General features: G+C 46.8%; 18 protein-coding genes. 12 read left to right on the top strand and 6 right to left on the bottom strand.

The annotated features are described in order from the left end of the window. Positions 1-16 precede the first annotated feature (16 nt). From ubiU to SVI_RS15300, 6 genes are all read left to right on the top strand, one after another. Complete coding sequence (gene ubiU, locus SVI_RS15275) at positions 17-1,018, top strand: ubiquinone anaerobic biosynthesis protein UbiU (protein WP_013052506.1); 1,002 nt, start codon at positions 17-19, stop codon at positions 1,016-1,018. A 169-nt stretch (positions 1,019-1,187) separates the two neighbouring features. Beyond that, entirely contained in the window at positions 1,188-2,048 is an 861-nt protein-coding gene (locus SVI_RS15280; RefSeq protein ID WP_041420005.1) for a U32 family peptidase, read from the top strand. A 726-nt stretch (positions 2,049-2,774) separates the two neighbouring features. After that, positions 2,775-4,319, top strand: a complete 1,545-nt coding sequence (locus SVI_RS15285) for a methyl-accepting chemotaxis protein (RefSeq protein ID WP_013052510.1) — start codon at positions 2,775-2,777, stop codon at positions 4,317-4,319. A gap of 366 nt (positions 4,320-4,685) precedes the next feature. Continuing rightward, the gene (locus SVI_RS15290; protein WP_013052511.1) at positions 4,686-6,041 is read left to right on the top strand and encodes a YjiH family protein; all 1,356 of its coding nucleotides are present in this window, start codon (positions 4,686-4,688) and stop codon (positions 6,039-6,041) included. A 162-nt stretch (positions 6,042-6,203) separates the two neighbouring features. Then, entirely contained in the window at positions 6,204-9,854 is a 3,651-nt protein-coding gene (locus tag SVI_RS15295) for a two-component regulator propeller domain-containing protein (protein ID WP_231847733.1), read from the top strand. A 105-nt stretch (positions 9,855-9,959) separates the two neighbouring features. Next, on the top strand, positions 9,960-10,376 hold the full coding sequence (locus SVI_RS15300; protein WP_013052513.1) for a CBS domain-containing protein: 417 nt from the start codon (positions 9,960-9,962) through the stop codon (positions 10,374-10,376). Positions 10,377-10,434: 58 nt separating this feature from the next. On the opposite strand, the gene SVI_RS15305 is transcribed toward SVI_RS15300, so the two are convergent. Both SVI_RS15305 and SVI_RS21560 read right to left on the bottom strand, forming a co-directional pair. Further along, complete coding sequence (locus SVI_RS15305; RefSeq protein WP_041420006.1) at positions 10,435-11,811, bottom strand: NCS2 family permease; 1,377 nt, start codon at positions 11,809-11,811, stop codon at positions 10,435-10,437. Between the two features lie 292 nt (positions 11,812-12,103). Further along, a complete protein-coding gene (locus tag SVI_RS21560) occupies positions 12,104-12,244 on the bottom strand; it encodes a hypothetical protein (RefSeq protein ID WP_013052515.1) in 141 nt (46 codons plus the stop codon). Between the two features lie 107 nt (positions 12,245-12,351). Here SVI_RS21560 and SVI_RS15310 point away from each other — a divergent pair, with 107 nt between their 5' ends. The 4 genes from SVI_RS15310 (at position 12,352) to torD (ending at position 17,196) form a co-directional block, all read left to right on the top strand. Further along, the gene (locus SVI_RS15310; protein ID WP_041420007.1) at positions 12,352-12,522 is read left to right on the top strand and encodes a periplasmic nitrate reductase, NapE protein; all 171 of its coding nucleotides are present in this window, start codon (positions 12,352-12,354) and stop codon (positions 12,520-12,522) included. Between the two features lie 64 nt (positions 12,523-12,586). Beyond that, positions 12,587-13,771 carry a pentaheme c-type cytochrome TorC gene (gene torC / locus SVI_RS15315; protein WP_013052517.1) on the top strand — a complete coding sequence of 395 codons (1,185 nt, stop codon included), beginning with the start codon at positions 12,587-12,589 and terminating at the stop codon, positions 13,769-13,771. Between the two features lie 194 nt (positions 13,772-13,965). Further along, positions 13,966-16,458 carry a trimethylamine-N-oxide reductase TorA gene (gene torA, locus SVI_RS15320; protein ID WP_013052518.1) on the top strand — a complete coding sequence of 831 codons (2,493 nt, stop codon included), beginning with the start codon at positions 13,966-13,968 and terminating at the stop codon, positions 16,456-16,458. Between the two features lie 63 nt (positions 16,459-16,521). Next, entirely contained in the window at positions 16,522-17,196 is a 675-nt protein-coding gene (gene torD, locus SVI_RS15325; protein ID WP_013052519.1) for a molecular chaperone TorD, read from the top strand. A 45-nt stretch (positions 17,197-17,241) separates the two neighbouring features. Here the strand turns inward: torD and SVI_RS15330 are convergent, their stop codons facing one another. The 3 genes from SVI_RS15330 to torS form a co-directional block, all read right to left on the bottom strand. After that, positions 17,242-18,231 carry a dihydroorotate oxidase gene (locus SVI_RS15330; protein WP_197532047.1) on the bottom strand — a complete coding sequence of 330 codons (990 nt, stop codon included), beginning with the start codon at positions 18,229-18,231 and terminating at the stop codon, positions 17,242-17,244. Between the two features lie 270 nt (positions 18,232-18,501). Further along, entirely contained in the window at positions 18,502-19,785 is a 1,284-nt protein-coding gene (locus tag SVI_RS15335) for a DEAD/DEAH box helicase (protein WP_013052521.1), read from the bottom strand. A gap of 106 nt (positions 19,786-19,891) precedes the next feature. Next, positions 19,892-22,951, bottom strand: a complete 3,060-nt coding sequence (gene torS, locus SVI_RS15340; RefSeq protein WP_013052522.1) for a TMAO reductase system sensor histidine kinase/response regulator TorS — start codon at positions 22,949-22,951, stop codon at positions 19,892-19,894. Positions 22,952-23,172: 221 nt separating this feature from the next. On the opposite strand from torS, the gene torT reads away from it, so the two are divergent. After that, complete coding sequence (gene torT, locus SVI_RS15345) at positions 23,173-24,336, top strand: TMAO reductase system periplasmic protein TorT (protein ID WP_041420414.1); 1,164 nt, start codon at positions 23,173-23,175, stop codon at positions 24,334-24,336. Positions 24,337-24,486: 150 nt separating this feature from the next. On the opposite strand, the gene torR is transcribed toward torT, so the two are convergent. Further along, the gene (torR, locus tag SVI_RS15350) at positions 24,487-25,221 is read right to left on the bottom strand and encodes a two-component system response regulator TorR (RefSeq protein WP_013052524.1); all 735 of its coding nucleotides are present in this window, start codon (positions 25,219-25,221) and stop codon (positions 24,487-24,489) included. Between the two features lie 298 nt (positions 25,222-25,519). Here torR and SVI_RS15355 point away from each other — a divergent pair, with 298 nt between their 5' ends. Then, entirely contained in the window at positions 25,520-25,894 is a 375-nt protein-coding gene (locus SVI_RS15355) for a PilZ domain-containing protein (protein ID WP_013052525.1), read from the top strand. The last annotated feature ends 96 nt before the right edge of the window (positions 25,895-25,990 follow it).

A 25,990-nucleotide genomic window follows, 5' to 3' on the forward strand; every position in this document is an offset into this window, starting at 1 on the left:
ACCTTGGAGTAAGAATATGGAACTGCTGTGTCCGGCTGGTAATTTGGCATCATTGAAAATTGCACTCAATGCAGGGGCCGATGCCGTCTATCTAGGATTAAAGAATGACACCAATGCCAGATCATTCGCGGGTCTCAACTTTACCCCCAAGAAACTTCAGCAAGCAGCCGAATACACCAAGAAGTTGGGAAAGAAGCTCTTCCTGACTATCAACACCTTTCCTAAACCTGGAGAGGAGCAACGTTGGTACGAAGCCGTCGATATTGCCGCTAGTACTGGGGTCGACGCCCTAATCGTGGCCGATCTGTCATTGTTAGATTACGCCCACAGCCGCTACCCTCACCTGCCACTGCATCTGTCGGTGCAGGCCAGTGCCACCAACTTGGGTGCCCTGCAGCTCTATAAGGAGGAATTCAACATAGAGCGCGCGGTGTTGCCCAGGGTATTATCGATGAAACAGGTAAGAGATCTGTCTAAGGTCACTCCGGTGGATTTAGAAGTGTTTGCCTTCGGCAGTCTGTGCATCATGGCCGAAGGTCGCTGTCATCTCTCCTCTTATGTGACTGGCCAGTCGCCCAATACAGGAGGCTCCTGCTCACCTGCCAAGCACGTTCGCTGGCAGGAGCAAGATGGCGCTCGATTAACACGCCTCAACGAAGTCCTTATCGATAAGTCCTCCGTAGACGAACAGATGGGTTACCCCGTCGTCTGCAAAGGTCGATATACCACACAAGATAATCACGAGCCCACCTACCTGCTCGAGTCGCCCACAAGTTTAAATACATTAAGCCTGCTCCCTGAACTCGCCAAAGCGAATGTGGTGTCTTTAAAAATTGAGGGACGACAGCGCAGTCCAGCTTATGTAGAGCAAGTCACCTCAGTGTGGCGACGCGCCATCGATACTTATCTCGATAATCCGGACCAGTATCAAACCCAAGATGAATGGAACAGGGCGCTATCTAAGGTCTCAGAGGGGCAAACCACCACGCTAGGCGCCTATGAGCGCACCTGGCAGTAATCTTAGCGATTATCAATAATTGACCTTAAATAAGCATTTAAGCATTCATTCAAAAACGCAATGACACTGCGCGGCTCTATGGCCAAACCATAAGCACAGATGGCAATAAGACCTGAAATTCAGGCTGCCAGCAGATGTAATCTTGCATATAAAATACATAGGAAAACAGATGGAAGTATCACTCGGGCCATTATTATATTGCTGGCCGAAAGAGAAGGTTATCGAATTTTATCGAGCCGTTGCCGATAGCCAGATCCCACTGGTATATCTGGGGGAGACTATTTGTAGTCGCCGCAGGGAGCTTAAGTTTACCGACTATATGGACTTAGCCCATATGCTCAAGGCCTCGGGTAAAGAGGTGGTCCTCTCGACTCTGGCACTGCTAGAAGCCCCATCTGAATATACCGAGCTGAAGAAACAGGTCAACAATGGTGAATTCACCATTGAAGCCAACGACATGGGTGCAGTACAAGCGGCAAAGGAACTAGGCTTGCCCTTTATTTGTGGCCCGACGATCAATAACTACAACTTAGCCAGCTTGAAGAAGCTACACAGCTGGGGCATGCAACGCTTCGTCATGCCGGTGGAGCTCTCTAAGCATTGGCTCGACAAGGTCATCTCAATCGAAGCACCTGCGTTCGAAATCGAAGTATTTGGTCATGGCTTCATGCCCCTAGCCCTCTCGGCGCGCTGCTTTACCGCCAGACATAAGGGGCTGGCCAAAGATAAGTGCCAAACCATCTGCATCTCAAATCCTAAGGGGCTCTTGGCCCAGACTCAGGAATCTGAGCCTCTGCTACGCCTCAATGGCATACAGACTCAGTCGGCTGCTTGCATAGACCTCTCATCCGAAAGAAGCGACATGGAAAAGATGGGGGTAGATTATTTCAGGGTTTCCCCCTCAGGCATAAAAAGTGTCGAGCTAGCAGATAAATTATTAAATGGCGAACATGAACCACAAATACACACAGATGCAGAGCTAAGTTGCAACGGATACTGGCATCAGCAAGCTGGTTTTAATCGGGTGTAAACTCTCTAGATTTAAAGCTTGAGGCCTTGAGCTGGCAAGCGATAAGGCCGAAAGCCTACAAAGGTTTAATAAAGGTTAGTAAGCTGAAAAGCGGTTGTAGGCTATAAGCTGAGGGCTTGAGATAGAGCCAATGCCATAAGGCTAGAATCTGAGCTTGTATCACTCTTCAAGTCTACATAAAACCAACTGTCATTCCGGTATGCCTTTGGCCGGAATCCAGCTTGAATGCTTGAAAGTCTATTCACTCTAAATAGGTAATTGCATTCAAGGCCATATATGTTCCCTACATTTATTGGCATTCCCTCTTCTGAGCCATATGGATATGGCAAATGTCTGTGAAGCGTTAGGAGCGCTTTTGACCTTGGAGGTCACCCTCAAGGCCATATATGTTCCCTACATTTATTGGCGTTTCCTCCTTCTGACCGACCCATATGGATATGGCAAATGTCTTTGAAGCCTTAGGAGCGCTTTAGACCTTGGAGGTAACCCTCAGCATCAAAAATCCCCTTAACTTGCCTTCCCTTCACTAGAATATGATGAATTTCGCCAGCCTGATTCATAAAACTTAGCTAGTCTTACCTAAAAACAGACAATAACTGAGTTAAACGAACAAAATTCACATTAGTCACAAACAAAACAGCCACATGAATGATACAATTCGGCCAAATAAAAAATATAAAACACAAAATCTGAAATGGATTTCGCAGTTTTTGAACAGGAAGTAGCATGACAAGTCAGCACAACAGATCCACTGGCAGAGAGATCAAAATCCCCGCCGGAGAAGAACTGATCTCGAGTACCAACAAGCATGGGATCATTACCTACGTAAACCAAACCTTTATCGATATCTCCGGCTTCAGTGAATCTGAACTCATTGGGCAGAAGCATAATATCGTCAGACATCAGGACATGCCTGCTGGTGCATTTAAAGAACTCTGGAGTAAGCTCAAGTCGGGTCAATCTTGGAGAGGCGTGGTCAAAAATCGCTGTAAGGATGGTTGCTATTACTGGGTGGATGCCTTCGTCTCTCCTCTGTTTGAGAAAGGTGAGATAATAGGTTATCAGTCGGTTCGCATTAAAGCCTCAAGCCAGCTTATCACCAGAGCCGAGCAAATCTATAAACGCCTCAATCAGGGAAAAACTGTCTCCGATCCCATGAGCTTAAATCAGAAACGCATCTTATCGGCTATCTGTGCCACCTCAGGTTTAGCGGTGGCTGGCTCAATCTGGGGCTGGGGCGTTATTTTTGCCGGCGCCCTGCTCATGGGACTCAACTTAGCCATCTTCTACGACGAGGCCTTTAGAATTCCAGCCAAATTAATGAAAATGAAACAGGGCTACGACTCTGTGAGCCGTTTCGTCTATTGTGGCCGCGATACCTCCTCCCTACTCGACTTTCAAATGTTGATGCAAAATGCAAAATTACAAGGGGTCCTAGGTCGCTCCCAAGACAATGCCAAGCATATTGATAATATAGCCGACGAGCTTATCGTCGCTGCCAATCAAACCCATGCAGGTTTAGAAAATGAAAGCCTGCAAGTGGAGCAGATAGCCAGCGCCATGGAGGAGATGGGCTCAACCATAGCTGAAGTCGCCATGAATACTCAATCGACCTCAAACAGCATAGATGAAACGTACCAGCTCTGTCATGACAGCCGCATCAAGATGCAATCTAATACCAGCAATATAGCCTCACTCACTCAGGCGGTCACAGAAGCCGCGGCTAATGCGCACCTCCTTAATAAGGAAGCCGAGCAAGTAGCTGCAGCCATGTCTGAGATTGATTCCATCGCCGAGCAGACAAACTTACTGGCGCTTAATGCCGCCATCGAAGCCGCACGCGCCGGAGAACAAGGACGTGGTTTTGCCGTAGTCGCCGATGAAGTCAGAGCCCTATCGAAACGCACTCAACAATCGACCAATAGCATCTCTCAAAGTGTCGATAAGATGTTTGCCATGATAACCAGCTGGGCCGGTCAAATGGATTTAAGCCGAGCTCAAGCAGAAGTATGCGCCACCGACACCCAAGCATCAGCGGATAAGATTGATACCATCTACCAGGCTATCAGCACCATACACTCGCTGGCGCAGCAAAACTCGGTTGCCGCAGACCAGCAAAAAATGGTGGTCGATGAGATTAATCAAAATATTGCCGCCATCAGCCTAGCCAGCAACGATAACTTACGCGCCGTGCAAACCGTCGAAGCCTCGGTACTCGAGCTAAAAATAAATGCCGATAAAGCCAAGAGCCTGAGAGATACTTTCGGCTAAATTAGCAGTATCACCTGTGGCGTGAAGCTTGTTTGCGCCACTTTATTCCGCCAAACGTCTGCCTTCAGAATTTGCACAAACAAACAAAAAACACACACTGCAAGCCACCCACCCAACCTTCTGTTAACGAATATTTACATCCCTAGTTATTTATTTATTTCGCTAAAATATAAATACTCAAAAAGGTGTAATAACTATGCTTTATCTTGGATTAATCCTATCAGGCTGCAGAATCGTTTTACATAGTGGATTTAAGGGGGTAATCTTGCCCCCCTCGATTTGAATGGATATTCAAACTTAATTTCAAATTGGACCAAATGTTAACTTATTGCAATTGTGCCAACACGGTAATTCAGGGTAAAAAAAGTGGCTGAAAAACAAACCCATAACATAAAAACGATACTGACGTTTATCATTCCGTCATTGATAGGTCTCTTGCTGTTTATGACGCCTATCAGTTATAACGACGCGATTACTATCCCAATCGCTATCGTATCCAAGGGCCTACAAAGCCTGCTTGGAGACAGCATCGCAGCAATTGTCACCGCTATAATAGTGATCACCACCACGGCGAGTGTGCTCACTAAGCTGTTTAAGCCCGCGATGATCATCAATCATGAATTCTTCAATGCCCTGCTCAATGTCACACCGGCTTGGCTTATCATTCGCATACTTGGCGCCATCTTCGTAGTGATGACCTTCTTCGGTGTCGGTCCTGAAGCCATTACATCTGGAGATACCGGTGCCTTGATCTTAAATGATCTCTTGCCATCGCTATTTAGCGTCTTCATCTTCGCCGGCATGTTACTGCCATTGTTGATGAATTTTGGTTTACTCGAATTTATCGGTACCTTATTAACTAAGATCATGCGCCCGGTATTTAACTTACCAGGTCGTAGCGCCGTCGATTGTATGGCCTCTTGGTTAGGCGATGGTAGTGTCGCCATCTTGATGACCAGTAAGCAGTACGAGAATCGTCTATATACTCAAAGAGAAGCGGCAATTATCGGCACCACTTTCTCTGCGGTATCTATAACCTTCTCCCTAGTGGTTATCTCTCAAGTCAGACTCGAGCATATGTTCGTGCCTTTCTACTTGACCGTTTGTTTAGCGGGTATCTTGGCTGCGGTTATCGTCCCTAAACTTCCCCCCTTGTGTTGGAAGAAAGATGTCTATATAGACAAGACTCCAAGACACCCAGATGATGAAGTTATCCCACAGGGATACAGCGTATTTTCTTGGGGGCTGGAACAAGCACTGGTTAAGGCCGGACAAACCAAGGGTATCAAACAGACATTCACCGACGGCATAAAGAACGTCATCGACATGGTGTTTGGTGTCATTCCAGTTGTCATGGGCATAGGTACTATAGCCCTGATTATCGCGGAATATACGCCAGTGTTTGAGTATTTAGGCATGCCTTTTATTCCGCTTTTAGAGCTGTTACAGGTACCTGAAGCGGCCGAAGCATCAAGAACCATAGTGGTCGGTTTTGCCGATATGTTTATTCCTTCGATTCTTGCCAGTTCAATCGAGTCGGATATGACACGTTTCATCGTTGCCACCTTGTCTGTCACTCAGCTTATCTACATGAGCGAAGTCGGCGCACTATTGATGGGCAGTAAGATCCCGGTCAATATCTTCGAGCTTTTCGTGATATTTATCCTGCGAACTCTAGTCACTCTGCCTATCATTGCAGGTGCTGCGCATCTGATTTTCTAGGTTAATATCCCCCAAAAAAAAGAGTGGCTTGGCCACTCTTTTTTTTGTCTTGAACTTGTTATACGCACTTTTATTGTTAGCTTCTAAACTTAGAGAATAAATCACTCATAGAGCTCTACACTCAGTGTAATGAGAAGTTTTACCTTTCTATTGTGCTTACTGATGGCAAATCTTGCCTGGGCCGCCCCAGCCAGGTTCGACTTTTATAAGGCCAAGCATGGCTTGTCCATGAATACCGTCACAGATATCGCCACTGATGATGACGGTTACCTGTGGGTCGCAACCCAAGATGGCTTAAACCGGTTTGATGGAAAACAGTTTAAAGTCTATCGGGTGACCGGCGATAATCGGGGCCCTACAGAGAAACACATCAATAAACTCTTCTACGGTAGAAAAAAACAGCTTTGGTTACTCACTCAAAGTACGGGGTTAAACCTTTATCAGGCATCGACCGATACTTTCATCCCCTACAACAGTACTAACACCCCACTTCCCCAGGCCACATATACAGATATAGGCCAAAATGGTCGAGGCGAGTTGTGGCTTGCTACCGACTCAATGGGACTTATCCGATACTCCCCAACAGACAATAAAATCATCAAACATTATCGCCAGGAAAATAATCAGCTCAAGAGTAATCATGTGGAGCAAATCTTCGTCGATAAGTTCGACAGGCTGTGGATAATCACAGATAAGGGTCTGTCACAGATAAGTAATAAAAATAAAATGATCCACTATCCCAATATTCAAGCTCAAATAATGGATAGCATCACCAGCCTCGAAGTTGGACACAGCAACACACTCTGGATTGGAACTAAGAGCAAAGGGTTATTCTTATTCGATATCTACACAGGTTCGCTGAAAGAGATCGCGCCTGCATCTAGCCTCAAAGGAAGAAAAATATCTAAGATAAAACAAGGTAGGTTCGGCAAGCTTTGGCTTGGAATAGAATCTGTCGGATTAGCCAGATATGCACCTAGAAATGAAACGATTCAATATTTTATCAGTGACCCGAAAAATATTTATAGCCTGAGTAGCCCTATGGTAACGGCCTTAAGTCTGGATGATGATGATCAACTCTGGATAGGAACCCAAGGGGGTGGCTTGAATAAACTGTTTCTTGAAGCCGAGAGTTTTGGCCACATACACCCTTTCAGTTTCGCCGAAAATAACCTACATAATGGTGATATCAGAAGCATCTATCGAGACACTCGTCAGCAGCTCTGGGTAGGTACTTCCATGGGACTCTATCGGGCACAGGAAAATGAGCACAAACAGATCACAGGCTTTAAGCTATTCCAGGTACCGGGCTCTAAGCTTTCCCAGAGCTTTATCAGTTTTATTATGGAAGATAAGCAGCAAAGGTTTTGGGTCGGCACCCGAGGCGAAGGCTTATTCATCTTCACCCCAGATAAGCAAACTTATGTTCATTATAAACATGAGCCAGATAACCCCAATGGCCTGCCGAGCGATCTGGTGCTGAGTATTTACTTAGATCGTCAAGACAATGCCTGGCTCACCACCAGAAATGCGGGAGTCGCTAAGTATATCGATGAAGAGCAAGGATTTATCCAATTTAAGCATAAAAGAGATGAGGTAAACTCTTTAGCGAGTAACGAAATCAATGCTGTGATACAAGATAAAGCAAATAATTACTGGTTTGCTTCTTATACCTCAGGTTTGAGTAAACTGTCCCCGGATGGAACATTCACTCATTTCAGTACAGACACCGAGTTTCCCATCCCCAGTCGACACCTATTTAGTCTATTCGAAAGCGATACGGGCCAGCTTTGGATGGGCTCCACCGAAGGCATTATTTCTTTCGATCCCATCACCTATAAAAGCCAAATTTTCAATACTGATAATGGTCTTATAGGCAATACTGCCTACCTCACGATCTTAGATAAACAGCAGCGCCTCTGGATAGGGACTTCTTCAGGCCTTAGCCAACTAGATACCCAAAATCTCAATATAAAGAACTACACCATTATTGATGGTCTGCAGGATAATGAATTCAATTACGGGGCGGGGTTTATCGACGATGACAATCGGATCTACTTAGGAGGGATCAATGGTTTCAATCACTTCTTTGCCTCTCAGCTTCCCAAATTAGCAGCCCCGAGAGAGCCTGTGATTAATCGTCTCTCGGTGAGAAATTCAACTGACCCAGATTACATACAGGATGCACCAATAGCACAAGAAACTCAGTTAAGCTTAACCTATAAAGGAGACCTATTTTCGTTTCATTTTCACAGTCCTGAGCTGCACCGAGCACCGCGCTTACACTATGAATATAAGATGGTAGGCCTACATGACAAGTGGCTCGCCACCAATAAAGATCAGTCGGTTCATTTCTCCGGTTTAGCCGCTGGCGTTTACATCTTCCTCTTGAGAGCAAAAGACATTAACGGCCAATATAGCCCAGTCAGACTGGTAAAAATTAAAATACAGCCCGCGCCTTGGCGATCATGGTGGGCCTATACTTTGTATTCCCTAGCAATAATCTCACTATTTTCAATTTCATTTTATTCTAGAGTCAATAAGTTCAATCATCTGGCAGGTTTATTACGTGATAAAGAGGAAAGTGAACAGAGGTTGCAACTCTCGTTGTGGGGCAGCGGAGATGAATTTTGGGATTGGGATATAAAAAATAGCCAGCTGGTACGCACCAATACATTTCTTAATTATCCAAACAATGAGACTCACCTGCAAGAGACGATAAAAACCTGCATTCATCCAGATGAACTAGCCGATATAGAATCCAAGATTGATTCATGCATGAAACAAGGCATAGATAAATTCGAGATAATCTACCGGGGCAAGATGATGGATGCTAGCTGGCTATGGGTCCAAAATAGAGGCCAAGTCATCGACAGAGATAATCAGGGGACACCGACCAGACTCGCTGGCACGATTAAGAACATTCAATCACAGAAGGAAAATGAAGCCGAATTGATCGCATTGAATCAAGACTTAGAGCAAAGAGTACGGGACAGAACACTTGAATATCAACACAGTAACGATGAGCTCAAACAGACCTTGGAGCGGCTCGAATTTACTCAGAGTGAACTCATCAACAAGGAGAAAATGGCCACATTAGGTGGACTGGTTGCTAGTATCACCCATGAGATAAATACACCATTAGGCATCAGTGTCACGGCGGCATCTCATCTTCAGGAAAGCGTTAAGGTATTTAACAAGAAGTATGGCGAGGGCGACGTCTCCCATGAAGATTTCGAACAATATCAAACCGAAATTGATGAAGGTTCAACCCTTATGCTCTCAAATTTAAACCGAGTTTCTAAACTAGTGAAAAGTTTTAAGCAGGTCTCGGTGGATCAATCCCATGAAGATGTTCAAGAGTTCAACTTGAAAGTCTATCTGGATGAAATTTTCCTCGCCCTCAAGCCTCTACTATCGAGAACCGGCCATGAGTACTCATACCAATGCCCAGATAACATCATACTTAAGAGCCGCCCTGGAATTTTCTATCAAATCATCAGTAACCTGTTCAACAACTCGGTGGTTCATGGCTTTCCTGACGGTGATTCAGGAAAATTAACCCTCAACATAATTAAAGTTGAGCAAGGTATCGAGATGATCTACCAAGATAATGGTTGCGGTATGCCTACATCTGTTCAGGAGCAGATATTTGATCCCTTCTTCACCACTAAGCGTGGCAAGGGCGGCAGTGGTTTGGGCATGAACATTGTCTATAATTTAGTAACTCAAGAACTCAAGGGAAAAATACGCCTACATTCGGAGCCTGGTGCCGGCAGTACCTTCCATATTTCACTGCCAATGAGTACCTAGCCCTATTATCAATTGATATTACCGATAAAAGTTCACTTCCCTCTCCCATAGCTTACTGTTATAAATATATAAACCTTGTATTTCTATTGCGTGAAGGAGGCTTATATGGACATAAACCTGAATATAAGAGTATCGGATATCATGACCAGCCGCATTGTCACCATAGAGATGGACGATAGGCTCACTGTGGCTAAGGAGATATTTGATAATGCCCCCTTCCATCATCTGCTGGTTATCGAACATAATAAACTGCGGGGGATACTGTCGGAGCGCGACTATCTACGCGCCTTGAGCCCTAATATAGGCAATATCAACGAAACCGAACGTGATAGTGAAACACTGCAAAAACGGGCCCATCAGGTGATGACAAGAAGCCCTGTCACCATAGCGCCAAATCAAACCATCAAGCAGGCCGGCGAGCTACTGCTCCAGCATGATATTGGCTCATTACCCGTTTTAGATAAGGGTAAGCTTGTGGGCATTATCACCTGGAAAGATCTATTGAAAGCCTTTGTAGCTTAAAAATAAACTTGTACTCGAGCTCCTAAACCTAGGAACTCGAGCCTAAAACTTTAATAATCTATATCGCCCAACCACCCAAGTAGAAGATTACCAGGCCTAAGGTGATGGCTATGACGCCAGGCTTAAGCGCACGCCATTCGCCACTGCATAAACGGCCGATCACCAGAGTGACAAAACCCAACATGATACCGGTGACGATATTAGAGCTTAAGATGATGAAGATGGCACAGGTCAGTCCCGCCATAGCATCAACCTTGTCGTTAAAATCCAGCTTAGTGACGTTGCTCAACATCAATAAACCCACATACATAAGCGCAGGGGCTGTGGCGTAAGCTGGCACCAGATAACTCAGCGGTGCTAGGAACATCATCATGATGAACAGTAGGCCGACTATGGTTGCCGTGAGCCCAGTTTTACCACCAGCGGCTGTGCCTGCTGCCGACTCGATATACACGGCAGCGGGAGCACCGCCAACTGCGCCAGCGACAATACTACTAACCGAGTCAGAGGTTAACGCTCTGCCTCCGCCGATGATATTGTCATCTTTATCCAGCAGATTAGCTTGCCCTGCTACAGCACGTATCGTACCGGTAGCATCGAAGATTGCCGTCATTACCAAGGCTAATACGATTGGCAAGACCACAGGGTTTAAAGCCCCCATGATATCTAACTTACCGATCAGCGACTGATCTGACATAAGATCTGGCCAGGCAAACAGGCCTTGATACTTAACCGCTGGGTCGAATATCAGACCAAAAACTGACAAGGAAACGATCACTATCAGTATGCCCCCTGGTATGCCGCGACGCTCAAAACCTATGGTAGCAGCTAAACCTACGATAGCCGCAATCACAGGCAAGCTAGTAATATCGCCCAGTTTAACTGGCAATCCAGCATCGCTGCCTACTATCAGCTGTACACTGTTAGTGGCAATCAGTAGCAAGAAGAGTCCGATACCTATACCAGTCCCATGAGCTATACCCTTTGGCAGGTTAGTCAGTATCCACTGACGTAGGCCAGTCACACTAACAAATGTGAATACCACACCCATCAAGAAAATAGCACCTAAAGTCACGGGAATTGAGATCCCTTGACCCAAGACCATGCTAAAGGCAGTGAAAGCCGTTAACGAGATAGCACAACCAACGGCCATGGGTAAGTTAGCCCATAAGCCCATCAATAAAGAGCCGAATGCGGCAATCATACAGGTGGAGATAAACACAGCACCTGGATCAAATCCTGCTATACCCAACATGTTAGGCACCACAATCACCGAATAGACCATAGCCAGAAAGGTGGTTAATCCAGCGATAAATTCGCGTCTTAGGGTGCTGCCACGTTGCGTAATACTGAAGTAGCGGTCTAGAAAAGAAGCGGGGGTCGCTTGTGTTTTTATCGATGTATCTGGTGTAGGGTTCGTCTGTTCAGACTGCATAATGTTATACCTTTGAACTCTTAAATTTATAAAGCTGTGGCAGATAAGTGCCTCGTCAATCAAACCTGAGTGAGATCCACGAATACTTGATTATATTTTATTATGACCTGCAGATTATCAATCTCTGAGGTTGGCTATCATCAGCGTCAAACACGCTAAAACACAGCCTTTATTGGCGCCGAAGTTTACAGCATCCAGTACTTTAGACCTAGAATATGAGTCACTAATTTTGCAATTGTTCTAAAAAACGAACAGGTGCGACAATTCTGTTATGGATTTTGATAAGCATTAATTAGATACCAGCAAATGGCAGGTAATCATTAGCATCAAAAACCAGCAAGACCTTATCGTCCCCCCTGCCAATTTCATCAGCTAACACAGGCCCAAACAGCATTATTCTAGCTACAATTGGCGTTATCTCATTTTTGTTCATATTTCTTCATATTTTGTCAAAATTCATTCATCCCATGCATGACTCCTGTTCACATTCCTACTCTATATTGGTGTCATCGCAGATAAGATCACTAGAGAGAATCCGACATGACAGAGCACACGTCATCAGAATCAGTCAAGCAAGTTAAAACCAAGGAGCTTAAAGCCCTAGGTTTTATCATCTTCTTGTTGTTTCCCATCGTCACCATCACAGGCATCTGTGCCTATGGCTTCGTTATCTGGATGATCCAGGCATTTGGCGGAGTCGTCGGCCACTAAACCGATTTAATCAGACGTAAAACAAACAAAACGAAACAAATTTTAAGATTTAAAGGATGCTGTTATGAAGTGGTTTATCAACATTTGGCGCACACTGACCAAGCCTGCCAAGTACCTAACCTTAGGCACGGTCAGTCTCTCGGCCTTTCTTATGGGCATCATCTTCTGGGGCGGCTTTAACACGGCTCTTGAGATGACCAATACCGAAGAGTTCTGTATCAGCTGCCACAGTATGGAGAGCATGCCATACAAGGAGCTACAGGAAACCGTTCACTGGTCGAATCATTCCGGCGTACGAGCTACCTGTCCAGACTGCCACGTGCCACACAACTGGAGCCGTAAGATTGCCCGTAAAATAGAGGCCTCTCACGACATGTGGGGCTGGATGCTACAGTCGGTAAATACCCCAGAGAAGTTTGAAGATAAACGCCTCGAGATGGCCAGTCGAGAGTGGAAACGATTCGACCGTGATAACTCTCTCGCCTGTAAAAACTGTCATAACTACGACTCAATGAAGTGGGAAGACATGTCAAAACTGGCTCAGAAGCAGATGAAGCGAGCCGCAGAGATAGATCAAAGCTGTGTCGATTGCCACAAGGGTATTGCCCACCACCTCCCTGATATGGGCACCGCACGAGCCCCCGAATTAATCGCTCAGGTAGGTTCTGGTGTCACTTCACTACAGACCGAACAGATCTACTTCACCGCCTTGACTAAGCCGTTATTCTACAACGACCACACAGATGTTGAAGCTGGAACCCTGAACATAGCCACTAAGGTCAAGGTATTAGAGACCAAAGGCAAGCGCGTTAAGGTTGGCATAGATGGCTGGCGTAAGAAGGTCGGCGCAGGCCGCGTCATCTACTACGATTTCGGCATCAACATACTGTCGGCTCAACTGACCAAGGATGCGGCGCTCGAAGAAGGCGTGATGCAGGTCTTCGAAGAGAAGGAAGATCCTATGACAGGCCTGATTTGGCAACGTGTCGAAGCTAAAATCTGGACCGAAAAAGACTATCTGGTCTCAGATCTTCAACCTCTGTGGGACTATGCCCGTGAGACATATTCCACCAGCTGTAGTGTGTGCCACACCCAGCCTGACGAAAAACACTTCGATGCCAACAGCTGGCCGGGAATGTTCCAGGGCATGATAGCTTTCGTCAACATGGACCAAGATACCCAAGCCTTAGTGCAGAAGTACCTGCAAGAACACTCATCTACTTTCGACAAGTCAGCGCATGAATTATAGGACTGAGTATATGAAAACAAAAATTGAAATAATCAGTCTGAATGTAGCACATTCATACCCAAATCCAGACAAGTCAGCGCACTAGTATTGAGGACTGAAAACATGAAAACAAAAATTGAAATCATCAGTCTGAATGCAGCTCATTCATTCTCAAATTTCGACAAGTCAGCGCACTAGCAATAAGGACTGAAAATATGAACAGAAGACACTTTTTAAAAGGACTTGTATCGACATCTTATGTGGTCCTGAGCGGCGCATCGGTACTGGCACCACTCAATGCCTTAGCGGCTTCCGGTGCTAAGTCGAAAGATGGCTGGTTAACCACGGGCACTCACTTTGGCGCGTTTAAGATAAAGCGTAAGAACGGCGTTATCGATCAGGTTAAGCCATTCGACTTAGACAAGTATCCTACGGATATGATTAACGGCATCAAGGGTCTGGTCTATAACCCATCTAGGGTTCGCTACCCTATGGTGCGTCTCGACTTCCTGCTAAACGGACATAAGAGTGACACCACACAGCGCGGCGATTTTCGTTTCGTCCGTGTCACCTGGGACAAGGCACTGAACCTGCTGAAAGATTCCCTGGATGAGGTGCAGACTAAATACGGTCCATCTGGCCTACATGCGGGTCAGACCGGCTGGCGCGCCACCGGACAACTGCATTCAAGCACCAGTCATATGCAACGCGCCATAGGTATGCACGGCAACTTCGTCAAGAAGATTGGCGACTACTCCACCGGTGCTGGCCAAACCATCATGCCTTACATCTTAGGCTCCACCGAAGTCTATGCTCAGGGTACCTCCTGGCCACTGATCCTCGAAGAGTCTAAGACCATCATCTTGTGGTCAAACGATCCTTACAAGAACCTACAGGTAGGCTGGAACGCCGAGACCCATGAGTCTTTCGCCTACCTAGCTCAGCTCAAGGAGAAGGTTAAGCAAGGTAAGATCCGCGTGATCAGCATAGATCCTGTGGTGACTAAGACCCAGAAATACTTAGGTTGTGAGCAGCTCTACGTCAACCCACAGACAGATGTGGCGCTGATGCTAGGTATTGCCCATGAGATGGTGACCAAGGGCTTGCACGATAAGAAGTTTATCGACGGCTACAGCCTAGGTTTCGACAGATTTCTGCCATACCTGCTCGGTGAGAGCGACGGCGTGGCCAAGACACCTGAATGGGCCAGTAATATCTCAGGGGTAAGCCCTGAGATCATCCGCGATCTGGCCAATGTAATGACTAAGGGCCGTACGCAACTGATGATGGGCTGGTGTATTCAGCGCCAACAACACGGCGAACAGCCTTACTGGATGGCGGCAGTTCTGGCCACCATGATAGGTCAAATAGGCTTACCCGGCGGCGGCATAAGCTATGGCCACCATTACTCTGGTATTGGCGTGCCTTCATCTGGAGCTGCCGCACCTGGAGCATTTCCCCGTAATCTGGATGCCGATCAGAAACCCTTGTTCGATAGCAATGATTTCAAGGGCGCCAGTAGCACCATTCCGGTTGCCCGCTGGATCGACGCAATTATGGAACCCGGCAAGACTATCGATGCCAACGGATCTAAGGTCACCTTCCCAGATATCAAGATGATGGTGTTCTCGGGCAACAACCCCTGGAACCATCATCAAGACAGAAACAAGATGAAGCTGGCATTCCAAAAGCTTGAGTGTGTGGTCACTATCGACATGAACTGGACGGCTACCTGCCGCTTCTCAGACATAGTCCTACCGGCTTGTACCACCCTAGAGCGTAACGATATCGATGTGTACGGCAGCTACGCCAACCGTGGCATACTGGCGATGCATAAGATGGTCGAGCCTCTGTTCGAGAGTCTGTCTGACTTCGAGATCTTCACTCGTTTCGCTGCTGTCATGGGTAAAGAGAAAGAATATACCCGCGACATGAGCGAAGAGGACTGGTTGAAGAAGCTGTACAAGGACTGTAAAAAGGCCAATGACGGCAAGTTTGATATGCCGGACTTCGATACCTTCTGGAAAGATGGTTATGTTCACTTCGGTGAAGGTAAGCCCTGGACCCGTCACGCGGACTTCAGAGAAGATCCTGAAATAAATCCTCTGGGCACTCCATCTGGACTGATTGAAATTTTCAGCCGCAAGATAGCTCAATTTGGCTATGATGATTGTCCAGGCCATCCAACCTGGATGGAGAAGACAGAACGTAGCCATGGCGGTCCAGGTTCAAACACCTTCCCGGTTTGGATGCAGTCATGTCATCCGGATAAGCGTCTGCACTCACAGATGTGTGAGTCGAAAGAGTACCGTGAAACCTATACGGTTAAAGGTCGAGAGCCTGTATATTTAAGCCCAGAAGATGCCAAGTCTCGTGGCATCAAGGATGGCGATATCGTGCGGGTGTTTAACGACCGTGGTCAACTCCTTGCCGGCGCAGTAATATCTGACAGCTTCCCCAAAGGCATCATACGTATCCACGAAGGCGCTTGGTATGGTCCGGTTGGTAAAGATGGTAGCAAGGAAGGCGGCGCCGAGATTGGCGCCCTGTGTAGCTATGGCGATCCAAACACACTAACCCAAGATATCGGCACCTCTAAGCTAGCTCAAGCTTGCGCGGCTTATACTTGTCTGGTTGAATTTGAGAAGTTCCGTGGCAAAATCCCTCAAGTCAGTTCATTCGATGGACCGGTTGAGACCTTGATTTAACCAGTACAGGATGGCGACCATATGGAAAACAGCATGACTAACCCAGCAATATCAGAGGATCAGATGAATAATACAGACATGAATAAAGCGCGAGCCATGGTCTATCGCCTGCTCTCCTCTTTGTTTGCTAAAGAGATCGATCATCAACTGCTCCATGAATTGACCAGCGAGCCAGCCAAGGCCTTCTGGACTCAACTCGCCAGTGAGCCGAGCTTTAAACAAGATGTCGATACCTTGGTTACTCTGCTGGAAAGCTTAACCTCAGATAAGGCCTTGCTGGAACTTGCCGCCGATTATTGTGGCCTGTTTCTGGTGGGCACTAAACACAGCGCCTCACCCTATGCCAGCCTCTATCTCCAAGATACCAACAAGAGCGCTGCAGATAGTCAGAGCAATAACAGCCCTAAAGGCACTAAGCGTGGCGATCAGCCCTTGCTGTTTGGTGAGCAGCATCAAATGATGGTGCAGTTTCTTAAACAGAGTCAGTTACAGGTTCAAACCAGCTTTCCTGAGCCTGCGGATCACTTAGCGGTGATCTTGGCTTATGTTGAGCATCTTTGCTTATCGGCTAGTAACGAGGAGCAGCTTAGCTTTATCGAGTCATACCTCAACAGCTGGCTTGGAAAGTTTACCGCTAAAGTGACTCAGGGCGACAGTGGCAAATTCTACTCTGCCTTAGCAGGCTTGACACTATCTTGGGTTAGATCTGACTTAGTAGGATTAACAGAGGAAGGTTAAATCTGCGACGAAAATCCTAGGACCTAGGTCCTAGGATTTTATCTATTAAATCATTTTCAACTTGCCCTTAACAGCCGCTATACTTGAATACTGCTTAGCCGCCATTATGCTATCTAGCTCCTTAGCTATCCTATCGAAGCACTCAACGCCCTCCTTCTCGAAACATGTCGCAACTTGTACTGCCGAGGCGCCAGCCAACAAATATTCGAAGGCATCTGTACCGGTTTTAATGCCGCCGACTCCTATGATGTCTATGCTCGAAGGCAGCAACTGACTAAATGCCCTGACATTGGCAAGACCGATAGGCTTGATGTAATCACCACACAAGCCGCCAAATCCGCCTTTGGGTTTGATGATGGCACTCTCGGTTTCCGGGTCGATAACTAAGGTGTTACCCACAGAGTTGATGCAGGTAATAAAGCTCACCGGAAACTTCTTGATGATATTAGCCATGGTGTTGAAATGAGAGAAATCGAAATAAGGCGGCAACTTTAAGCCTATAGGCTTACTACCTAGCTCGCACAATTGCTCCAATGCCCGCTCAGTCTGCTCGAAATCGTATCCCACCTGAGCCTTGCCTTCGATATTGGGGCAAGAGAAATTAACTTCGATAAGATCGGCGCAACTGGTTTGAAAGGCTTTAACCATGGTCAGGTTATCGGCGAGACTAAAGCCTGAAATGCTAACCACTATTGGCTTGCCAGCCTGCTTCAATCTAGGCAGCATCTCAAGATAGGCTTTATAGCCGAGATTAGGTAATCCCATTGACTGTATAGAGCCATAAGGCAAGGCTTGATATCTCGGCTCGGCATTGCCCTCTCTGGGCTCCATAGTACAGGATTTGGTCATGATGGCAGCTGAGGCTGAGGTCCCAAGCAAGTTAAGTTCATCTTCCTCGGTGCAACGTGGGCCCGATGCGTTAAAGATAAAACTCGCTAATGGAATTTCTGCAATCTTGGTACTGATACGCTTAGTCATACTGCTAGAAGCAGCTTCAATCGATGGGGTATTATCATTATGGGTAGGGCTAGACATGTGAGGCTCCGTTTCTGTTCACAAACGGGAGACGAGACTAGCAGCTTACTTAGCTTGAAACCTTGATCCTCAGCGAGTTTTAAACAAGGAGCTCAGATACAGGTTTTATTTCGTGATCTAAATCTCGCAGGCTAAGTGCTAAGCTATAAGTGCTAAGTTAAAAGTTATGGCTAAACATGCACGTTCTGGCAAAGCATACTCCCTGCGGGGACCATTGGCCCCGACAGGCTATCAGTAATATGAAGCATCGACTCTAGTATAAACTAGATATTAACGCCCCCGGCTGCCGCCATAAGCACGCTTCTTGGCTCTTTGCTTATGGGAATTTCTGCCGCCCTTTCTAGGCTCCGCAGCACTCTTAGTCAAGTCCGGCTCAAAGCCTGCTAACCATTGCTGAGGAAGTCGCTTATCCAGTACCACTTCGACCTCTTCGAGCAGGTGTTCATCTTCACTGCACAGCAGTGTGATGGCCAGTCCCTTGTTACCGGCCCGTCCCGTGCGGCCGATGCGATGCACATAATCCTCGGCTTTATAGGGCAGTTCATAATTAATGACATAGTTCAGGTCGATAATATCTATCCCCCTTGCAGCAACGTCCGTGGCCACCAGCACACGTACCTCACCATCCTTAAAACCTTGCAGCACCTTTTCACGTGCTCCTTGAGAGAGATCCCCATGAAAAGCCTGAGCCGAAATCCCCGCCTTAGTTAAATTAGCCGCCAACTTGTCTGCGGCCAGCTTCTTACGGCTAAAAATGAGTACCTGCTGTAAATTGCCAGACTCAATAAGATGAGTAACTAAAGCAAGTTTCCTATCACTGTCGACGGCATAAACTCGCTGGTCAATCTCAACAGCCGCAGCATTTCGCTCTCCCACCTCAATCTGTTTAGGGTCCCGTAACAATGATTGACTTAAACCATAGATAGACTCATCGAAAGTCGCAGAAAACAGCAAGGTTTGGCGCGTCTTAGGCAGCTGTTTGACTATGGCATCGATCTCATCTTTAAAGCCCATATCCAGCATACGGTCGGCTTCGTCGAATACCAAAAATTCAAGCTGATTCAAGTTCAGAGAGCCACGCCTTAAGTGATCCAGCAAACGCCCTGGTGTGGCAACCAAGATATCGACCCCGGCCGCTAAAATCTGAGCTTGAGCATCGATACTCACGCCGCCATATACCAGAGCAGATTTAACTTGAGTCAGCTTAGCGTATTTAACGAAGCTACCATGAACCTGGAGCGCAAGTTCACGGGTTGGCGTCAATACTAGGGCACGAATAGCAGGTTTGTCTGCAGAGTCTTGCGCTTCAGTCTTTTGCAGACAGATTTGCGCAGTTAACTTATTGAGAATGGGCAAGGCAAACGCGGCGGTCTTTCCCGAGCCAGTTTGAGCACCGGCCATGATATCCTGTCCGGCTAAAATTGCCGGAATAGCCTGAGTCTGAATAGGCGTAGGCTGGGTATAGCCTAATTCAGTCAAAACCTGCAACAATTCTGGTCTTAGGGATAAGGATGAAAATCCATGCTTAGCAGCAGAGTCGACGCGTTCAGACATACGGGAAGTACCTAGATAAAAACAACAAATAAACGGCCGCGAATTGTATCACTGTTTAGCTAGAATAAGGATTCTAATGAAACTAAGGACTAACTAACTTAGCTGTTTATGCTTCCAGATAAACTCTAAGAGCTTCGATTGAGCGAGTTAAGCTGCTGACCACTTGTTCATGTTGGCAGGCTTGATATTGGCTTTTCTCCAATGACTGACAAAGCTTAGACAGGGCTAACAGTCCCATGCTTGCACTGCTGCCTTTGAGGCCATGAAGTAACCTTAGGTGGTCAGGGTTAACGCCTTGCAGCTCAGAGACCTGAGCCTGACTCGAGTCAATAAACAGAGCTAGCATATCTGTCACCGCCTCTTTCCCCAAGTAGTCGATATCTTGGTTTATCTGAGTCAGATCTAGCAGTTGAGAGACTTCAATCAGGTCTTCGATGGGTGTTTCAAGGATCTCTGGGGCGCTTTCGCTAGTGATCTCTTCGACATCGGCCCCTTTCGCCAGGCCAATCCAAGCGGCTAAAGATTGCATATTGAGTGGCTTGCCTAACACAATATCAAAACCGGCCTGTTGATAATGGGAGAGATCATCGGCTTGAAGCTGAGCGGTAAATGCGGCAATCGGCACTCTGCGCTTCGCCTTATGCTTAACCGATCTTAAGTCACTGACAAGGTCAAACCCAGAACCATCTCCCAGCTGAATATCCAACATGATGGCATCGAACTCACCCGCTGTATTGTCACTATATAGCTTACGCGCCTGCTCGCAGCTACTAGCCAGCACTGATTCATGACCTAAATGAGCCAGGAACCCTTGAGCCACCATGGCATTGACCTTATTATCCTCAACCACTAAGACGCGCTTGTGCGCCACATTTTCCAGGTTTTGAGCATAGCTATCATTCACTCGCTGACACTCTATCAGTGGTAAGCTAAAACCAAAACTGCTGCCACGCCCCGGCTGACTCTTAACCCAGAGCGAATCCGACTGGACTAAGCTAGCTAGCTCTTGGGCACTCTTTTTAGAAATGCCTAGGTTCGGTGAAGCATCATCTGCAAGCTCATATGCACTAAGGTTCAGCTTCATCAGATCCACCAGCTCTTTACTAATAGCCAGCCCCAAGCCAGTACCTCTAGAGCGCCCTTTATTGAGCTGAGCACTATAAGCCTTAAACAGGTGCGGCATGGCCGCAGAACTTATGCCTAAACCGGTATCAATCACCTCGAAATGCAACTCGGCTTCATCGAATGAGACTCTCAGCCTCACCTCCCCCTCAGGGGTAAACTTGATGCCATTACCAATAAGGTTAAACAGCACTTGGCGAAGCTTGGGGCCATCTAAGCTGATCCATGGGGGTAAGCGCGGGCTTTCGAGTACTAGCTGCAAACCGGCGATATTGGCTCCAGCGAGCATGATAGCCACCACCTCATCGATGAGTTCATTGATGGCCACAGGTCTGGTTTCGTTGCTGAGTTTGCCTTGTTCTAATCTGGAGAAATCCAAGATATCGTTAAGCACGGTTTGTAACAGGGTGCCGCTGTATTGAGACAGAGCCAACATCTGCTTCTGGGCGAGAGGGAGATCTGAATGGCCGAGCAAGGTCAAGGTGCCCAGCAGACCATTGAGGGGTGTGCGTATTTCATGACTCATGGTGGCTAAAAACAATGACTTGGCCTGACTCGCCTGCTCGGCCATCTCTCTGGCTTGAGCGTGACCTCTGGCCTCAGCATCCAGTTGTTTGTTAGCGATAGCTAACTCCTTGGTGCGTGCTTCAACAGTACTTTCAAGCTCTGCCTTGTGCTGGGTTAGCTCGGCTGCTGTATCGAGTAACTGAGCCTGTAACTTTTGATTGTGCGCCGTCTTCTGTTTAAATGCTTGAATCGCATTGGCCATGGCGGTCAACTCATCATCACCATGGGAGTTCAGGCTCACCTCGGTATCTCCTAGGCTCAATCTGGACAAGGCCTGAGTCGCCTCGTTAAGCCTCACGGCTATGCCTTTATAGATGACCCAATACATGACAAACAAGATCACCAGCAACATCAAGACTCCCGTACTCAACAGGCCGGTTTTAGCCCAAAAAAGTTGTTGTAGATAATCTCCCCGAGCCAATTCAGTTTTAGCCTGTTGGCTGGCCATGGCAACGTGCAACGTACGGTTTAACCCAGTTAATTTATCCGAGAGTGAACTCAGTTGCTTATCTTGAGCCCTCAGTAGCTGAACATACCGTCTCTGGGCCGCCAAACCTTCGCCTACCCTATGTAATACCACTAACTCAGCAGTCAACTCATGCTCCCTGACGGGATCTCTTATCAAGCCCTTGAGTAACTCCAATGCCATCAGATCGACTTGAGGTTCGCCGTTATTCAGATCTGGCGAGTTAGCGAGTCCTTGAGAGAGGGTCATTATTTGATAAGTCGACGGCAAGCTGATTGTCGGCTGCTGTGACATTGAACTGAGCAAGCTTGCTAGAGCAGACTCATGCTCAGGCGATTGCAGCAACTGGCCCACCAGAGTAATATTATGTATCACCTTAAGGGCACGATTGAGGCGTTCTTGAATGTCTAAATCTTGTTCAATCACGGCGTCCAGCAGATGTGCGCTGTTCACCTGACCGGCAATTTGCGGATAGGCCAGACTCAACTTGGCTAAGATGCCTGAGTCGACCACGGCAAGCTCGGCTTCAAGCAGTTCTGTGCTGTGACTAGCTGACGCAACTAGGGCCTTACCGACTCGAGATAAGTGCCCCGCCACCTCTAGGCGCTGCCCGACCTGATTACCTAAGCGGGCCAGTTCATGAATTATCTCACCGGCAGAGAACTCTAACCTCTGATCATTCTGCACCCCGAGTGATTTAAGGCTGGCAATGGTACCCAGTAAATGGCTGCTATTAATCGACAGCATTCGACCGATAAACTGTCTTTGCGACTCTTCCTTTACAGTGCCCAGCGCCTGCGCATTGTCGGCCAATGCGTTAGAGGTTTGCACCAAGTTACGCGCAGCCTGTGATGCGGGCAGCGCCTCATCGTAGAGAAACCGGTCGGCTTTTTTCACCCAATAGAGACTCAAGCTTCCCACGGAGACGAGTAACATAAGCAAGAAGGCTAGCAAACAGAAGGACAGCATGAGACGTCCAACTAAACTCTTTCTCGATAGCGTGAAGGGCATCTTTATCCTTAACCTGATACAATAAATTTAGACATTTTACTTTAAATGATGGCATGGCAATGACGCTGAAATACTGTGTAGTTCTTATCGATAAAAAAATACCAGAAACCAGAATGTCAGTCGCTAAAATCAGAGCCTCAAGCTTCAGAGATACTAGAACCAAGATCATCGAAATATCAGTAGTCGAAACCTTAAGTATAAGAAGCGACACCTATCGATATATGACCACTCTAGCCGGGCTCACATTGTCGATTCTGCTCTTCAGCCTAAGCGCTAATCTCGCCCACGCCACCACAAATTCTGCCGTCTGGTCATTAGAGCAGCGTAGCCCCTTTAATGTCAAAGACCAAGAGACTAAAACCCAAGCATATCATCCTCTCAAGCACGCCAAGCAAGCCTGGAAAATATGTACTTTGGTGCCACATCTCAAGGACGCGTATTGGATCGGTATAGATTATGGTCTGGTGCAGCATGCCAAAGCACTGAATATAACATTAGACCTCTTCGAGGCTGGCAGTTATTACGGAAAAGATAAGCAACTCGGCCAGCTTTCCCACTGTATGAACGGCGATTATGATGCCATATTACTGGGCGCTGTGGACCCCAAACTCCTGTCCTCTTTCCACCAGCCCATCACTAAGCCCGTTATCGCTCTGGTTAACAGAATTGATAACCGCAAGGTGACTACCCGCATCGGCGTCAACTGGTACCAGATGGGATGGCTGGCCGGCAACTTTATCAAACAAGATGTCGAACAAGGTAACGCTGGACAAGCAAGCGTAGCCCTATTGACAGGCCCTGAAAAAATGGGAGGTAGCGAATGGGTCGAGGAAGGGATCAAGGCGGCTTTACAGCTTAGTCCAGACGCTAAACCAGCCTCAACAAACAGTTTGAAAAGCAGCAAGATCACCATCTCCTCAATCCGTTATGCCGACAACAATCGTAACCTCTATCGAGATCAACTCCACTACCTACTCAAAGACCAGACACCAGATTACATCTTAGGCAGTGCGGTTGCTATCGAAGCTGCCGTTGGACAGCTGGCCATAACACAGGCAAGCCAAGCTTCTAAGCTCACTTCCCAGCCAGAGCAAGAGCCTGTTTCTAAAATTAAACTGGTCAGCAGTTACCTGTCCCCCGCCGTACTCAGAGGCTTATTTAGAAACCGAGTCGCGTTCAGTTCGGATGATTCTGTGGTGCTACAGGGGAAATTGGCGATAGATGTCGTCGTTAGAGAGCTCGAAGGCGCTAAGTCCTTCGGTGATATAGGCCCGGCGATTCAAGGCTTGCAAGGGGACGTGCTGAAGAAATATCAGCTAACTGACAGCCTAGCACCTGCAGAGTTTTATCCGATATATAGGGTAAAGAGTAACAAGAAGCTGTAAGGCTCAAGACAAGGCTAATAAAGCGATAAGTTAAGCTCAAAATAACACTAAGATAGTCACGAGTTGCGAGCCCAAGATTAATAGGAAAGACGTCAAGAAACTTTTTTACTTACGGCTTAAAACTTATCACTTCCACTGGCCCTAAACATTTTAATCTTCGACTTTTGCCGAGAACAAATAACCTTCGCCATGAATAGTGGCAAACAAGTCTGGATTGAGTTTATTTCTCAGCCTTCTGATGATCACATCTATGGTTCTGTCATTCACATCTTGGTTTCTGTGACTGGTTTGCTGCATCAAGCGCTCACGAGATAATACTTGTTGCGGGTGCAGTGCAAACGCTGCCAGCAGTTCGAACTCGGCCTTAGTGAGTTTGATTATCTCGTCACCATGCTTAAGCTTGCGACTGTTGAGTTCAAGGATATAGCCCTCGAAGGCAATCACATCATTGTTTTCATCGAGTTGATCTATGACTGCTTGTTCAGCCTTCTTGACCAGAGATATCCGCCAGAGAAGGTTCTTCACCCTGACTAGCAACTCCCTCAATTCAAATGGTTTAGTGACATAATCATCGGCGCCCATCTCTAAGCCAATAATCTTATCTATGGCTTCGTCACGTCCAGTCACTAATATGATGCCGACATCTGAGCGGCTACGTAGCTCTCTGGCCAGACTCAAACCATCGACTCCGGGAAGATTGATATCTAACATCACCAGATCTACATGTTGGCGACCGAACTGATACCACATCTGCTCACCATCTTCTGCCTCGAGGACACGATAACCCTCTTTCTCAAAGTATCCTTTAAGACGAGCCCTGATCACGGCTTCGTCATCGACAACTAATACGGTATGAGGTGTAGAGTATGCAATTGAATTAGCCATGGTATCTAGAGCCAAAGGCTCACTCCTGATGAAAAATGGGTCTTGAAAGCGAATAAATATCTCTCGCCCTACATTATTCACATTTTTTCATAATTGCATATAAGCAAAAAGCAAAAATAGAGAGCTAAGTAATACTTTCTTTGTCCTCAGCCCTAATAAACTCCTTATTCCTAATAAAAACTCTGAGAATTTTTACACTCACTATAAGTTGGCATATGCTTATACTAATGCCATGCTATAACTGAACTAAAGTTCAAAGCTAAAGCATTTATGATTAAAGCTTAACAGAGGAAGCGTTATGGACGAGAAGCGTAAATTTTCAAGGATCCCATTTGCCGCAGATGCCCAGCTGACTCAGGCAGATAAGGTCTGGACGACTCATATTCTCGACCTCAGCCTCAATGGCGCACTCGTTGAGGAACCCGACTCTTTTGCTGTAGATAATGCGCCTATCATTCTGAGTTTTACTCTTCAAGGGTCTGAGATAGTGATGAAGATGGAAACCAGCCTGATTCATCACAAATCGGGGCACTTGGGTCTCAGATGTGAGCATATTGATGTGGACAGCATCAGTCACCTTCGGCGCATGATAGAACTTAATATCGGTGATTCATCCATGCTCAATCGTGAACTTGAAATGTTTATCGCTGACCACGAAAGCTCCCACGGCTAACATTTAGTTAAGTTAAGTTAAGTTAAGTTAAAACTAGCCCAATGAACAATGAGACAGCAGAATAAAATTGCAGCCGACTCGTAATTGCTGACGCAT

Origin of the sequence: Shewanella violacea DSS12 (assembly GCF_000091325.1) — a bacterium.
Taxonomy (GTDB): Bacteria; Pseudomonadota; Gammaproteobacteria; order Enterobacterales; family Shewanellaceae; genus Shewanella; species Shewanella violacea.

Coding starts and splice junctions, on each gene's coding strand:
- torA (WP_013052518.1), top strand. CDS start 13,966: ATGAACAGAAGACACTTTTTAAAAGGACTTGTATCGACATCTTATGTG.
- torS (WP_013052522.1), bottom strand. CDS start 22,951: ATGCCCTTCACGCTATCGAGAAAGAGTTTAGTTGGACGTCTCATGCTG.
- SVI_RS15335 (WP_013052521.1), bottom strand. CDS start 19,785: ATGTCTGAACGCGTCGACTCTGCTGCTAAGCATGGATTTTCATCCTTA.
- torR (WP_013052524.1), bottom strand. CDS start 25,221: ATGGCTAATTCAATTGCATACTCTACACCTCATACCGTATTAGTTGTC.
- SVI_RS15305 (WP_041420006.1), bottom strand. CDS start 11,811: ATGCAGTCTGAACAGACGAACCCTACACCAGATACATCGATAAAAACA.
- torT (WP_041420414.1), top strand. CDS start 23,173: ATGACCACTCTAGCCGGGCTCACATTGTCGATTCTGCTCTTCAGCCTA.
- SVI_RS15310 (WP_041420007.1), top strand. CDS start 12,352: ATGACAGAGCACACGTCATCAGAATCAGTCAAGCAAGTTAAAACCAAG.
- torC (WP_013052517.1), top strand. CDS start 12,587: ATGAAGTGGTTTATCAACATTTGGCGCACACTGACCAAGCCTGCCAAG.
- SVI_RS15355 (WP_013052525.1), top strand. CDS start 25,520: ATGGACGAGAAGCGTAAATTTTCAAGGATCCCATTTGCCGCAGATGCC.
- SVI_RS15280 (WP_041420005.1), top strand. CDS start 1,188: ATGGAAGTATCACTCGGGCCATTATTATATTGCTGGCCGAAAGAGAAG.
- torD (WP_013052519.1), top strand. CDS start 16,522: ATGAATAATACAGACATGAATAAAGCGCGAGCCATGGTCTATCGCCTG.
- SVI_RS15285 (WP_013052510.1), top strand. CDS start 2,775: ATGACAAGTCAGCACAACAGATCCACTGGCAGAGAGATCAAAATCCCC.
- SVI_RS15295 (WP_231847733.1), top strand. CDS start 6,204: ATGGCAAATCTTGCCTGGGCCGCCCCAGCCAGGTTCGACTTTTATAAG.
- SVI_RS15330 (WP_197532047.1), bottom strand. CDS start 18,231: ATGTCTAGCCCTACCCATAATGATAATACCCCATCGATTGAAGCTGCT.
- SVI_RS21560 (WP_013052515.1), bottom strand. CDS start 12,244: ATGAACAAAAATGAGATAACGCCAATTGTAGCTAGAATAATGCTGTTT.
- ubiU (WP_013052506.1), top strand. CDS start 17: ATGGAACTGCTGTGTCCGGCTGGTAATTTGGCATCATTGAAAATTGCA.
- SVI_RS15300 (WP_013052513.1), top strand. CDS start 9,960: ATGGACATAAACCTGAATATAAGAGTATCGGATATCATGACCAGCCGC.